11 protein-coding genes are annotated in these 14,186 nt (G+C 59.1%); 10 read left to right on the top strand and 1 reads right to left on the bottom strand.

Going from position 1 to position 14,186, the window contains the following annotated elements:
- Positions 1–154: 154 nt before the first annotated feature.
- From ACVBEG_RS18625 to ACVBEG_RS18610, 4 genes are all read left to right on the top strand, one after another.
- Positions 155–2,191, top strand: coding sequence for an NADPH-dependent 2,4-dienoyl-CoA reductase (locus ACVBEG_RS18625; protein WP_323569546.1), 2,037 nt, complete (start codon positions 155–157; stop codon positions 2,189–2,191).
- A 102-nt stretch (positions 2,192–2,293) separates the two neighbouring features.
- Positions 2,294–3,223 carry a 1-aminocyclopropane-1-carboxylate deaminase/D-cysteine desulfhydrase gene (locus ACVBEG_RS18620; protein WP_322180760.1) on the top strand — a complete coding sequence of 310 codons (930 nt, stop codon included), beginning with the start codon at positions 2,294–2,296 and terminating at the stop codon, positions 3,221–3,223.
- 150 nt (positions 3,224–3,373) lie between these two features.
- Positions 3,374–4,717, top strand: coding sequence for an MFS transporter (locus tag ACVBEG_RS18615; protein WP_323565893.1), 1,344 nt, complete (start codon positions 3,374–3,376; stop codon positions 4,715–4,717).
- 187 nt (positions 4,718–4,904) lie between these two features.
- Positions 4,905–6,122, top strand: coding sequence for an MFS transporter (locus ACVBEG_RS18610; RefSeq protein ID WP_322180756.1), 1,218 nt, complete (start codon positions 4,905–4,907; stop codon positions 6,120–6,122).
- A 33-nt stretch (positions 6,123–6,155) separates the two neighbouring features.
- Here ACVBEG_RS18610 and ACVBEG_RS18605 read toward each other — a convergent pair whose 3' ends face one another.
- On the bottom strand, positions 6,156–7,145 hold the full coding sequence (locus ACVBEG_RS18605) for a DUF1853 family protein (protein WP_322180754.1): 990 nt from the start codon (positions 7,143–7,145) through the stop codon (positions 6,156–6,158).
- 144 nt (positions 7,146–7,289) lie between these two features.
- On the opposite strand from ACVBEG_RS18605, the gene ACVBEG_RS18600 reads away from it, so the two are divergent.
- From ACVBEG_RS18600 to pepN, 6 genes are read left to right on the top strand one after another with little or no spacing between them, the layout of a single operon-like run.
- Positions 7,290–8,180, top strand: coding sequence for an NAD(+) kinase (locus ACVBEG_RS18600; protein ID WP_219061589.1), 891 nt, complete (start codon positions 7,290–7,292; stop codon positions 8,178–8,180).
- On the top strand, positions 8,180–9,151 hold the full coding sequence (locus ACVBEG_RS18595) for a metallophosphoesterase (protein ID WP_219061588.1): 972 nt from the start codon (positions 8,180–8,182) through the stop codon (positions 9,149–9,151). Before ACVBEG_RS18600 ends, ACVBEG_RS18595 begins: the two co-directional genes overlap by 1 nt.
- A complete protein-coding gene (locus tag ACVBEG_RS18590) occupies positions 9,148–10,017 on the top strand; it encodes a rhomboid family intramembrane serine protease (RefSeq protein WP_322180752.1) in 870 nt (289 codons plus the stop codon). The genes ACVBEG_RS18595 and ACVBEG_RS18590 overlap by 4 nt, the downstream gene beginning before the upstream one ends.
- Positions 10,018–10,044: 27 nt before the next feature.
- Complete coding sequence (locus ACVBEG_RS18585) at positions 10,045–10,305, top strand: YeaC family protein (protein ID WP_219061586.1); 261 nt, start codon at positions 10,045–10,047, stop codon at positions 10,303–10,305.
- Entirely contained in the window at positions 10,302–11,132 is an 831-nt protein-coding gene (locus ACVBEG_RS18580; protein ID WP_322180749.1) for a DUF2797 domain-containing protein, read from the top strand. The genes ACVBEG_RS18585 and ACVBEG_RS18580 overlap by 4 nt, the downstream gene beginning before the upstream one ends.
- Positions 11,133–11,142: 10 nt before the next feature.
- The gene (gene pepN / locus ACVBEG_RS18575) at positions 11,143–13,800 is read left to right on the top strand and encodes an aminopeptidase N (RefSeq protein ID WP_323565894.1); all 2,658 of its coding nucleotides are present in this window, start codon (positions 11,143–11,145) and stop codon (positions 13,798–13,800) included.
- Positions 13,801–14,186 lie beyond the last annotated feature (386 nt).

Here is a 14,186-nt window from a genome sequence, read left to right as displayed (position 1 = left end):
ATCAATAACTTGTCACTTTGAGTCATTGAGTGTGACCGGTTGGCTCTTTAATGTTTGTGCCATGGACAGATCAGTGAGTTTGCCTCCTGCCTGAATAATTGACGGGAGCCCATAGAGGCCCCCGCATCCCGTGATGACGTTCGATGGAGTTTTTATGGCCGCCGCTCTCTACCCGCACCTGTTGGCCCCGCTGGACCTGGGATTCACCACCTTGCGCAACCGCACCCTGATGGGCTCGATGCACACAGGTCTTGAAGAAAAGCCCGGCGGATTCGAACGCATGGCGGCTTACTTCGCTGAGCGGGCCCGTGGTGGTGTTGGCCTGATGGTGACCGGCGGTATCGGCCCCAACGATGAAGGCGCGGTGTATTCCGGCGCAGCCAAGTTGACCACGGTTGAAGAAGCGGACAAACATCGCATCGTCACCAAGGCAGTGCATGAAGCCGGTGGCAAAATCTGCATGCAGATCCTCCACGCCGGACGCTATGCCTACAGCCCCAGGCAAGTCGCTCCAAGCGCGATTCAGGCGCCGATCAACCCGTTCAAGCCCAAAGAACTGGACGAAGAGGGCATCGAAAAGCAAATTCAGGATTTCGTCACCTGTTCGACCCTGGCGCAGATCGCCGAGTACGACGGCGTTGAAATCATGGGCTCGGAAGGTTATTTCATTAACCAGTTCCTGGCCGCTCACACCAACCATCGCACTGATCGCTGGGGTGGCAGCTATGAAAATCGCATGCGCCTGCCAGTGGAAATCGTCCGTCGCGTGCGCGAGGCGGTAGGCCCGAACTTCATTATTATCTATCGCCTGTCGATGCTCGATCTGGTGGAAGGTGGCAGCGTCTGGGAAGAAATCGTGCAACTGGCCAAAGCCATCGAGGCGGCGGGTGCAACCCTGATCAACACCGGTATCGGTTGGCATGAGGCACGAATCCCGACTATCGCGACCAAGGTTCCGCGGGCGGCTTTCAGCAAGGTCACGGCTAAATTGCGCGGCTCGGTGAGCATTCCACTGATCACCACCAACCGCATCAACACCCCGGAAATTGCTGAGCAGATACTCAGCGAGGGCGATGCCGACATGGTGTCCATGGCGCGGCCGTTTCTGGCGGATGCGGATTTCGTCAACAAGGCCGCCGCCGGTCGCAGTGATGAAATCAACACCTGCATCGGCTGCAACCAAGCCTGTCTGGACCATACCTTCGGTGGCAAATTGACCAGTTGTCTGGTCAATCCGCGCGCCTGCCACGAGACTGAACTCAACTACCTGCCCGTGCAGCAGATCAAGAAAATCGCGGTGATCGGTGCCGGTCCAGCGGGTCTGGCCGCGGCAACGGTGGCTGCCGAGCGCGGGCATCAGGTGACATTGTTCGATTCGGCCAGCGAGATCGGTGGCCAGTTCAACGTTGCCAAACGGGTGCCGGGCAAGGAAGAGTTCTCCGAAACCCTGCGCTATTTTTCTCGCAAGCTGCAAACCACCGGTGTCGAGGTCTGCTTGAACACCCGGGTGGCTGTCAGCGATCTGCTGGGTGCCGGTTACGACGAGATTATTCTGGCGACGGGCATTGCCCCGCGTACGCCGGCTATTCCCGGTGTCGAGCATGAAAAAGTGCTGAATTACCTCGACGTGATTCTGGGGCGTAAGCCAGTAGGGAAAAGCGTCGCAGTGATCGGCGCGGGCGGTATCGGTTTCGATGTGTCGGAATATTTGGTGCACAAGGGCGTGTCCACGAGTCTCGACTGCGCTGCGTTCTGGAAAGAGTGGGGCATCGACGCGACGCTGGAGGCGCGTGGTGGCGTCGCCGGAATCAAGGCCGAGCCGCAGGCTCCTGCGCGTCAGGTGTTCCTCTTGCAGCGCAAGAAAACCAAGGTCGGTGACGGCCTGGGTAAAACCACTGGCTGGATTCATCGCACGGGTCTGAAGAACAAGCAGGTGCAAATGCTCAATGGTGTCGAATACCTGAGCATTGATGATGCTGGCTTGCACATCCGCATCGGTGAAGGTGAACCGCAGCTATTGCCTGTGGATAACATTGTCATTTGCGCAGGTCAGGACCCGCTGCGCGAACTGTATGACGGCTTGGTCGAAGCCGGGCAGAACGTGCACCTGATCGGCGGCGCGGACGTCGCTGCCGAGCTGGACGCTAAGCGCGCAATCAATCAGGGTTCGCGGTTGGCGGCCGAGCTCTAATGCCCCGTTGTCGCGAATGAACCCGATTCGCCGGTCTGCCTGAAAAAACCAAAGAGGGCGCAATGCTAAACTGCGGCCTCTTTGTTTACTGACTCCAACCTCATGTTTCCCCCAATACCCCACCCGCCCAACGCCCCCCTCCAACCCTTGCATCTGCCTTGGCTAAAACAGGCTGGTGTCGAGGTGGCTGTCCTTCGTCTGGACTTGATCGACCCGCTGATCTCCGGCAACAAGTGGTTCAAGCTGACTCATCATCTGGCGGCGGCAGCCGAGGCCGGTGCTGAAGGCGTGATCAGCCTCGGCGGTGCGCATTCCAATCACCTGCATGCCTTGGCCGCAGCGGGCAAACGCTTCGGTTTCCCCACCGTCGGCCTGCTGCGCGGCCATGCGCAAGACACCCCGACAAGTCTTGATTTGCAGGCATTTGGCATGCAGCTGCACTGGTTGGGTTACGCCGGTTATCGGGCTCGGCATCAGGCGGATTTCTGGTTGCCATGGCAAGCACTTTACCCGCACCTGCACCCGGTACCGGAAGGCGGTGGTGGATTGCCCGGTGCTTTGGGCTGTGCCGATTTGGTGGTTCAAGCGCGCAGCCAATTGAGTCAACTGGGTTGGGACGATTATCACGCCTGGTGGTTGGCGGCAGGCACCGGAACCACCCTGGCCGGGCTGGTCCTGGCTGAAACGGGCGCCCACCCGGTCTATGGCGCTCTGGCGGTGCCGGACGACCACGGTGTCGCCGAGCACGTCTCTGCTGTCATCGAGCGGGCTAACGAGCGCCATTGCAGCTATTACCTGCTGGACGCGAGCCGCGGCGGCTTTGCCAGGACCGATCCGCACTTGCTGGACTTCATCTCCGTCAGTGAAGCCGACAGCGGCCTGCCACTGGAGCCGCTGTATACCGGCAAAGCGCTACTGGCTTTGCATGATCGGGTGGCAGCAGGGTTATTGGCCCGAGGCACTCGCTTGATTTTTGTGCACACCGGCGGCTTGCAGGGGCGGCGCGGGATGGCGGCGAGGACCACGCTCTGAGTCTCATGGCATGAATCCTGCGAATCTCATTTGGTAACGGGTCGGCCCTGAGTATGCGGATGACACATGTGGAGCACGTACATCTCGGCGCGGCCCGGATAATCGATAACTTCTAATCGATACCTTCCTGATGAGCGCGCCGAGGTCAGCATGACAACCCAAGCAATGAAGGCTGTAGACCCTGCCACCTTGAGACGCGTGATCTGTGCGGCGGCCATTGGCAATTTTGTCGAGTGGTTCGACTTTGCGGTGTACGGCTTTTTGGCGACGACTATCGCTCAGCAGTTTTTCCCCAGCAGCGACCCCAGCGCCGCGTTGTTGAAGACGTTCGCTGTCTTTGCTGTGGCGTTCGCTTTTCGGCCCTTGGGCGGTATTTTCTTCGGCATGCTCGGTGACCGGGTAGGGCGCAAGAAAACCCTGGCCTTGACCATCCTGCTGATGGCGGGTGCGACGACGTTGATTGGCGTGCTGCCCAATTACGCGGCAATTGGCGTGCTGGCGCCGGTGTTGTTGACGTTGATTCGCTGTGCCCAGGGGTTTTCCGCCGGGGGTGAATACGCTGGCGCCTGCGCTTATCTGATGGAGCATGCACCGCGCACCCAGCGCGCCTGGTATGGCAGCTTTGTGCCGGTCTCGACGTTCTCCGCCTTTGCCTGCGCGGCGGTGGTGGCCTATGCGCTGGAGTCGTCGCTGTCGCTGGACGCCATGAGCACTTGGGGCTGGCGTTTGCCGTTTCTGCTGGCAGCCCCGTTGGGGTTGGTCGGGCTGTATCTGCGCTGGAAACTGGATGAAACCCCGGCGTTTCAAGCCGTCGCCAACGAGGCTGCAGTGGCCCATTCCCCATTGCGCGAAACCCTGCGTACCCATGGTGCCGCGATCTGCTGCCTGGGCGCGTTCGTGTCGTTGACGGCGCTTTCGTTTTATATGTTCACCACCTATTTCGCCACGTACCTGCAAGTCGCAGGCGGTCTGAGCCGGGCCACGGCATTGCTGGTGTCGGTGATTGCGCTGATTTTTGCCGCCGCGATCTGCCCATTGGCCGGGATGTTTTCCGACAGGGTCGGGCGGCGGGCGACAATAGCGAGCGCTGGCGTGTTGTTGCTTGTGGTGGTGTATCCCGCATTCCTGATGGCCAGTTCCGGCTCGTTCATTGCGTCGATCATCGGCGTAATGTTGTTGGCGGTGGGAGCAGTGCTCTGTGGTGTGGTCACGGCGGCCTTGCTCTCCGAAACCTTTCCTACACGTACGCGCTACACCGCCTCGGCGATCACCTACAACATGGCCTACACGATTTTTGGTGGTACCGCGCCACTGGTTGCCACCTGGCTGATCACCACGACCGGCAGCAACCTGTCCCCGGCTTTTTACCTGATGGCCGTCGCAGTGCTGGCGCTGGCGGGCGGATTGGCGTTGCCGGAGACGTCGAAGGTTTCCTTGCACGGGGCTGATGGCTCAGATGAATTCGAAGTGTCGCCGCAGGGATCTGTCGCTTAGCGAATACCTCTACTGATGCTTTTGGATGCACTGGCATCAGGGAGGATAAATTTTGCCAGCCAGGCAGAGTCCGCAACAAAAAATGGCATTCATGCGCTAAAAAGTGGCACATTGGCGCCGCCACTGTTGGCGGCATCCTTTGCAATCACGGTTGTAAAGCGCATACCCATTGTTACGGATGATCTTCATGGCTATCAGCAATATTCAGTCCAGCCCGGTCCCGCCCTTGGCAGCGAGCCAAAGCAGTCCTCTGGTCATGCGCATCATTGGTGCCGTGGCTCTGGCGCATTTGATCAATGACCTGATTCAGGCGGTACTGCCGTCGATCTATCCAATGCTCAAGGCCAACTACGGGTTGACCTTCACTCAGGTCGGATTGATTACCCTGACCTTTCAGATCACGGCGTCGCTGTTGCAGCCTTGGGTGGGTTATTACACGGATCGTCATCCGAACCCGCTGCTATTGCCGGCCGGTGCTATTTGTACGCTGGTAGGGATTGTCATGCTGTCGATGGTCGGCAGCTTTCCGCTCATTCTGCTGGCGTCGGCATTGATCGGCGTTGGTTCTTCGACATTTCACCCGGAAGCGTCGCGTATCGCCCGACTGGCCTCGGGTGGCCGCTTTGGCCTGGCTCAGTCTACCTTTCAGGTCGGTGGCAACGCAGGGTCGGCATTTGGCCCACTGCTGGCTGCAGCCATCATCATTCCGTTTGGCCAAGGCAATGTCGCCTGGTTCGGGCTGTTCGCGGTGTTTGCCATCGGTTTGCTGTACGCGATCAGTCGTTGGTACCGCGCGCACCTGAACCTGTTCAAACTCAAGGCAGGGCAGCAAGCGACCCATGGCCTGTCGAAAAAGCGGGTGACCGGCGCGTTGATGGTCCTCGGCTTTCTGGTGTTTTCCAAATACTTCTACATGGCCAGTTTCACCAGCTATTTCACGTTTTACCTGATCCAGAAATTCGACCTGTCGGTGGCCAGTTCGCAACTGCACCTGTTCCTGTTTCTCGGTGCGGTGGCCGCCGGTACGTTCTTTGGCGGCCCTATAGGCGACAAAGTCGGGCGTAAAACGGTGATCTGGTTCTCGATCCTTGGGGTGGCGCCGTTCACCTTGATGCTGCCCTATGCGGACCTGTTCTGGACCAGCGTGCTGAGCGTGATCATCGGCTTCATTCTGGCCTCGGCGTTTTCCGCCATTGTGGTGTTTGCTCAAGAGCTGGTGCCGGGCAACGTGGGGATGATTGCCGGGGTGTTCTTTGGCTTGATGTTCGGTTTCGGTGGGATTGGCGCAGCGTTGCTCGGCTACCTGGCCGATATCCACGGAATCATCTACGTGTACTCGCTCTGCTCGTTCCTGCCACTGCTGGGGATTTTTACGGTTCTGTTGCCCAATACCAAAAAAGTCTGATCACCTATCACTGCATAGATTCCGGCCGAACGCTCAAGCCGGCGGCATTGGTACGGCGACTGAGGCGACGGCGTTGGTGGTATTCCCTAGATAGGGCCACTGATCCGAGACCAGGAACAGGCGCTCGGCCTCTTCCCAATCGCCGCCACCGTTTTCGGTCAAGCGCACCAAGAGCTGTGCTGGCGCCAGCGGGTCCAGTTGCAGCAGCCACTCCTGTAACTGATCGGCCTGCCAGGTCTGCGCTTCACTGTAATGGGCGGGAGCCAGCCAGGCATGGCGCGGCAGGGGTTGCCAACGACCTGCGGGGCTTTGCGCGATGAAATCTGCCCAGTCATGCTGATGCAGCCAGCGTCCATTCAGGTGCTGACGGTGCGCGCCCGCCGGTGATTGTGCTTTCCCGGGCCATGGATAAAGCAGGTACCCCCCCAGCCACAGTTCAGCGCTGAACTGGCGAATGTCCAGCGCATCAAGGGCTTCACGGGCCTCGGGTCGTGCCGAGATTGGCAGTTGATGCTGGCTCAGGTGCGCGAGCTTGCGGTCCAGTCGGTCATGACAACCGGGCCCCAACCATTGCGCGGGGTCCTTGCCATCGCCCCGTTGCGGCCCCAGATAGAGTTTGATCGCCAACTCCACGTGGTGCACGCCGTCCCGGTCACGCAGAAGCATGTCCAGCTCCCCCAGCGTGTGACCGGCCAGGCGAATAGGTAAATTGGCGGCGATCATTTCAACGCCGGGTGCCTGCTGCACGGCAAATTGCCACAGCCGCTCGTAATACAGGCCCAGGCGTCGGGTCGCGCCCAGTGCCAGCCAGTGATTCAGGGCGCTGCTGTCCTGATCCAGACGCAGTAACCAGTCGGCCAGGGTGTGCGGCGCTTGCACCCAATCACTGCCCGTCAGGGGGTGACGCTGGGGCCAGGGCGTTTCGGCAAGCATCGGCGGTGCGAGGATGACCCACGCCAGGTCGCGCACTTCGGGGTGGCGCAACTGGCGGGGCAGGTCGAGTAGGCTCGGGAATAAAGTCATTCAGCGAGAATAGCCTGTGTTGAAGGGGTTGGGTCATTCGCGAGGATGTCCGGGCAGGCAAATAATCCGCACCGGTTTGCCGCTGGGCAGGCCTTTCACCCATAATCGCTTTCTTTGAGTCGTATCGAATCCCGCAGGAGCCCCATGGAGCAATTTCGCAATATCGGCATCATTGGTCGCCTCGGCAGTTCGCAGGTGCTTGATACCGTTCGCCGACTGAAGGCGTTTCTGCTCGAGCGGCACATGCACGTGATCCTCGAAGACACCATCGCCGAAGTCTTGCCGGGGCATGGTCTGCAGACGTCGACGCGTAAAATGCTGGGCGAAGTCTGCGACATGGTCATCGTCGTCGGCGGTGATGGCAGCCTTTTGGGTGCTGCCCGGGCCTTGGCGCGTCATAACGTGCCGGTGCTGGGGATCAACCGGGGCAGCCTGGGGTTCCTCACCGATATCCGTCCCGATGAGCTGGAAGTGAAAGTCGCCGAAGTGCTCGACGGCCACTATCTGGTGGAGAACCGCTTCCTGCTTCAGGCCGAAGTACGGCGCCATGGCGACGCCATTGGTCAGGGTGATGCGCTCAACGATGTGGTACTGCACCCCGGTAAATCGACGCGGATGATCGAGTTCGAGCTGTATATCGACGGCCAGTTCGTCTGCAGCCAGAAGGCCGACGGCCTGATCGTCGCCACGCCGACCGGTTCGACTGCCTACGCGCTGTCGGCGGGCGGGCCGATCATGCACCCCAAACTCGACGCGATCGTCATCGTGCCAATGTACCCGCACACCCTGTCAGGCCGGCCGATCGTGGTCGATGGCAACAGCGAATTGAAGATCGTCGTGTCCAAAGACATGCAGATCTACCCGCAAGTCTCGTGTGACGGGCAGAACCATTTCACCTGCGCGCCCGGTGATACGATCAACATCAGCAAGAAGCCGCAAAAGCTGCGGTTGATTCATCCGCTTGATCACAATTATTACGAAGTCTGCCGCACCAAGCTTGGCTGGGGCAGCCGGCTCGGTGGTGGAGGCGATTGATGCTCGATCCCGCGCGTAGCTATGATCTGATCGGTGACGTGCATGGTTGTGCCCATACCCTTGAGCACTTGCTCGACACCCTCGGTTACCGTTTTCAGGCGGGCGTCTGGCGTCACCCTGAACGTATCGCGCTGTTTCTTGGCGACATCATCGACCGTGGCCCGCGAATCCGCGAAGCGCTGCACATCGTTCATGACATGGTCGAAGCGGGCCAGGCCCACTGCATCATGGGCAACCATGAATTCAATGCGTTGGGCTGGAGCACGCCGGCTTTGCCGGGCAGCCACAAGCAATTCGTGCGCGAACATACGCCGCGTCACGCGCGGCTGCTTGAGGAAACCCTGAGCCAGTTCGACCAGCATCCTCAGGACTGGCATGACTTCCTCGCGTGGTTCTACACGATGCCGCTGTTTATCGATGCCGGGCGGTTTCGCATGGTTCACGCCTGTTGGGACGCGGGTTTGATCGAGCCGCTACGGGCGCAGTACAGCGACGGTTGTATAGATGAGCACTTTGTTCAGGCGTCCGCCGAGCCCGGCAGTTTCGCCAGCAACGTCTTCGACCGTCTGCTGCGGGGGACAGACATGCGCCTGCCGCATGGCCTGACCCTGACCGGCGGCGATGGCCTGACCCGTGCGTTTTTCCGCACCAAGTTTTGGGAAGACGACCCGCAAACGTACGGCGACGTCGTGTTTCAGCCGGACGCCTTGCCTGATCTGGTCGCGAAGACACCGTTGTCGCCACTCGAAAAAAATGCCTTGTTACGCTACGGCATCGACGAACCCTTGCTGTTCGTTGGCCATTATTGGCGCAGTGGCAACCCCGCCCCAATCCGGCCGAACCTGGCCTGTCTGGATTACAGCGCCGTGCTTTACGGCAAGCTGGTCGCCTATCGGCTGGACCAGGAAACCTGCATCGACCCACGCAAATTCGTCTGGGTCGATGTTGAACGTCCAGAGGCTGTGCAATGAGTCCTGTCGCAGTACTACGCTTGCCGTTGACCACTGACTTGAGCGGCTTCGTCGGTTTGTTGCGACGCCTGCGCGTGCCCCATCGGGTCAGCGAGGAGGCGGGCGAGCAGGTCTTGTGGGTGCCAAATGCGCAGTTGGCAGATGACATCCGAGTGCTGTATCAACGCTTCCCCGAAGGCGATCCCGCCTATGAATTGCCCGCTGTCGAGCTGGGGGCGACCTACGCCCGGCCGGGCTTTGTCCAACAATTGCGCAACAGCCCGGTTACGACACTGGTATTGCTGCTGTGCCTGGTGGTTGGCGCCGTCACCCTGCTCGGTGACCGGTTTGACACCCTGAGCTGGCTGACTTTTCTCGACTTCCGCGTGCGGGGTGACTACATCACCTTCATGCCACTGGCCGACAGTCTGGCAGCGGGGCAGTGGTGGCGGCTGGTCACACCGATGCTGGTGCATTTCGGTATTCTCCATCTGTCGATGAACGGCATGTGGTACTGGGAACTGGGGCGGCGGATCGAGTCGCGCGAGGGCAGTTGGCACTTGCTCGGGCTGACGTTGCTGTTCAGCCTGGTGTCCAACTACACCCAATATCTGGTCAGTGGGCCGACCCTGTTTGGCGGGCTTTCGGGAGTACTCTACGGCCTGCTCGGCCATTGCTGGATCTTCCAGTGGCTGGCGCCGAACCCTGTTTATCGTCTGCCTCGCGGCGTACTGATCATGATGCTGGTCTGGCTGCTGCTGTGCCTGTCGGGTCTGATCAGCATGCTGGGCTTCGGCGCCATCGCCAACGGCGCTCATGTCGGCGGCCTGATCATCGGTTGTGTTACGGGTCTTGTAGGCGGAGCTTTAGCTCGCCGGGCTGGTTAAAATTGTGTCCTTACTGTGGAGAGTGATATGTCCTCTTTTGTTGAAATGATCGAAAACATTACCCCGGACATTTACCAAAGCCTGAAATTGGCAGTGGAAATCGGCAAGTGGTCCGACGGTCGCAAGCTGTCCCAGGAACAGCGTGAGTTGTCCTTGCAAGCGTTGATCGCCTGGGAAGTCCAGAACTTGCCCGAGGAACAACGCACCGGCTATATGGGACCGCAGGAATGCAGTTCAAAATCGATAACAGTGCCTAACATCCTGTTCAAGTCGGATGCTATCCATTGATCGAGATTGGCCGCGGTGCAATCAGCAAAATGTCGGCGCGTCTCGACGCGCCGTGGGTGCAGTACGGTTTTCGTCTGGGCGACACGGACATACCGGTCAATCCCATGATCGGCAAGACGGTGCGCCTGGAATACCTGGGCGCGATCAATTGCACCCATTGCGGGCGCAAGACCAAGACCAGCTTCAGCCAAGGGTATTGCTACCCGTGCATGACCAAACTGGCGCAATGCGATATTTGCATCATGAGCCCGGAAAAATGCCACTACGAACAGGGCACCTGCCGTGATCCGGCGTGGGGCGAGCAGTTCTGCATGACCGATCATGTGGTTTATCTGGCCAACTCTTCCGGGGTCAAGGTAGGCATCACCCGCGCCACGCAATTGCCCACCCGCTGGCTTGATCAGGGGGCCAGTCAGGCGGTGCCGATTGTGCGCGTCGCGACGCGGCAGCAGTCCGGTTTTGTCGAAGACCTGTTGCGCAGTCAGGTGGCCGACCGTACCAACTGGCGTGCCTTGCTCAAGGGCGATGCACCGCCGGTGGACCTTAAAGCCGTTCGCCAGCAACTGTTCGACACCTGTGGCGAAGGCTTGCTCGGCTTGCAAGAACGATTCGGCCTGCAGGCCGTCCAACTCTTGCATGACGTCGAGCCAATTGAAATTCGTTACCCGGTCGAGGCTTATCCGACCAAGATCGTCAGCTTCAATCTGGACAAGAACCCGATCGCTGAAGGCACGCTGATGGGGATCAAGGGGCAGTACCTGATCTTCGATACCGGCGTGATCAATATTCGTAAGTACACGGCTTATCAGCTCGCCGTGCATCAGTAAGGACTCCAGCATGCGCACAGAACAACCGAAAATGATCTATCTGAAAGACTATCAGGCGCCTGAGTACCTCATTGACGAGACGCACCTGACCTTCGAACTGTTCGAGGACCACACTCTGGTCCATGCGCAACTGGTGATGCGTCGTAACCCGGCGCGCGGTGCCGGTCTGCCGCAGCTGGTGCTGGATGGGCAGTTGCTCGAACTGCTGTCGCTCAAGCTCGACGACACTGAACTGGGTGTCGGCGACTACCAACAGACTCCCGACCAGCTGACCGTGCAACCCAAGGCTGCGCAATTCACCCTCGACACCTCGGTACGGATTCACCCGGAAACCAATACCGCGCTGGAAGGCTTGTACAAGTCCAGCGGGATGTTCTGCACCCAGTGCGAGGCCGAAGGCTTCCGCAAGATCACCTATTACCTCGACCGACCTGACGTGATGAGCAAGTTCACCACCACCGTCAGCGCCGAGCAGCACAGCTATCCGGTACTGCTGTCCAACGGCAACCCGATTGCCAGTGGCCCGGGAGAGGACGGTCGGCATTGGGCGACCTGGGAAGATCCGTTCATGAAGCCGGCGTACCTGTTCGCGCTGGTGGCCGGCGATCTGTGGTGCATCGAAGACGTGTTCACCACCATGAACCAGCGCGACGTGACACTGCGCATTTATGTCGAGCCTGAAAACGTCGACAAGTGCGAGCACGCCATGAACAGCCTGAAGAAGTCCATGCGCTGGGACGAAGAGACCTACGGTCGCGAATACGACCTGGACATCTTCATGATCGTGGCGGTCAACGACTTCAACATGGGCGCCATGGAGAACAAGGGCCTCAACATCTTCAACTCCAGCTGTGTGCTGGCCCGCGCCGAAACCGCCACCGATGCCGCGCACCAGCGGGTCGAAGCGGTGGTCGCCCACGAATATTTCCACAACTGGTCGGGCAACCGCGTGACTTGCCGCGACTGGTTCCAGCTGTCGTTGAAGGAAGGCTTCACGGTCTTCCGTGACGCTGAGTTCTCGGCCGACATGAACTCGCGCACGGTCAAGCGCATCGAAGACGTCGCTTACCTGCGTACCCACCAGTTCGCCGAAGATGCCGGCCCGATGGCCCACGCCGTGCGCCCGGCCAGCTTCATCGAGATTTCCAACTTCTATACCCTGACCGTGTACGAGAAGGGCTCGGAAGTGGTGCGCATGTTGCGCACCTTGCTCGGTACCGAGGGCTTCCGTAAAGGCAGCGACCTGTACTTTGAACGCCATGACGGTCAAGCCGTGACCTGTGATGACTTCATCAAAGCCATGGAAGACGCCAATAGCGTCGAGCTGACCCAGTTCAAACGCTGGTACAGCCAGGCGGGCACCCCACGTCTGGCGGTGAGCGAGGCGTATGACAGCGCGGCGAAAACCTACAGCCTGACTTTCCGTCAAAGCTACCCGGCGACCCCGGACAAACAGGAAAAACAACCCTTCGTGATCCCGGTGGCGCTCGGCTTGCTGGATGCGCAGGGCGGCGAAATAGCCTTGCGTCTGTATGGCGAAGCAATGGCGTCGGGCACCTCGCGGGTGATTTCGGTGAACGAAGCCGAGCAGACCTTCACCTTCGTCGACATCGCTGAAAAGCCGCTGCCGTCGTTGCTGCGTGGTTTCTCGGCACCGGTGAAACTGAGCTTCCCGTACAACCGTGACCAACTGATGTTCCTGATGCAGCATGACAGCGACGGCTTCAATCGCTGGGAAGCAGGCCAGCAACTGTCGGTACAGGTGCTGCAGGAATTGATCGGCCAACACCAGAAGGGTGAGGCCCTGGTGCTCGATCAGCGTCTGGTCACTGCGTTGAATAGCGTGCTGGCTGACGATCAGCTTGATCAGGCCATGGTTGCCGAGATGCTGTCGTTGCCGGGCGAGGCCTATCTGACAGAAATCAGCGAAGTCGCCGACGTGGACGCGATCCATGCCGCCCGCGAGTTTGCCCGCAAGCAATTGGCCGACAGCCTGTTCGAGGGCTTATGGCAGCGTTACCAGGCCAACCGCGAGCTGTCGAAAAAGACCGCTTATGTCGCCGAGGCCGAGCATTTTGCCCGTCGTGGCCTGCAAAACATCGCCCTGTCGTACCTGATGCTCAGTGGCAAACCGCAGGTGCTTGCGGCCTGCCTTGAGCAGTTCGATACGTGCGACAACATGACCGAGCGCTTGACTGCGCTCGCGGTGTTGGTGAACTCGCCATTCGCCGAAGAGAAAGCCAAGGCCCTGGCCACGTTTGCCGACAACTTCAAGGACAATCCGCTGGTCATGGACCAATGGTTCAGCGTCCAGGCTGCAAGCACCTTGCCCGGTGGCCTGCAACGGGTTAAAGCGTTGATGGCGCACCCGGCCTTCACGATGAAAAATCCGAACAAGGTTCGTGCGTTGGTCGGCGCATTCGCCGGTCAGAACCTGATCAACTTCCATGCGGCGGATGGCTCGGGCTATCGCTTCCTGGCGGACCTGGTGATTGAGCTGAACGCCTTCAATCCACAGATCGCCTCGCGCCAATTGGCACCGCTGACACGCTGGCGCAAATACGACAGCGCCCGTCAGGCCCTGATGAAGGCCGAACTGGAGCGCATTCGTGCTTCGGGCGATCTGTCGAGCGACGTGTATGAGGTGGTGAGCAAAAGTCTGGCTTGATTCATCGCCTTCGCCAGCAACAGGCACAATGGAAAGTCCCCTCTGAAAAGTGTTACCCGCAAACAATGGGGTAACATTTTTTTTGCGTAAAGAAAGTATCGACGGCCTGTCTTGGACGGATAACTCACATGCAGTTACTAACTTTTCGGTGTGTGTCGGATTGTATTCGCTCCTGAAATACTGCTTGGGATATTCTCCGTGCGTTGAACGGCGTATGTTATTGCCTTAATGATTGGTTTTTTGTTCTGTAACACTTATCCTCTCCTTTGTTATTACATTTGGCATCCGGATTGCGGGTTTTTAACTTGAGAACGGCTTGCGTGCGTTTAACTTGTGAAATTTCCTACAAGCTAAAGGGATGTTTCTTATAAAAATAATTAATGCAT

The sequence above is a fragment of the Pseudomonas sp. GG8 genome (assembly GCF_052976945.1).
Note: the sequence above shows the minus strand (reverse complement) of the source record. Positions and strands in the feature narration are given on the sequence as shown.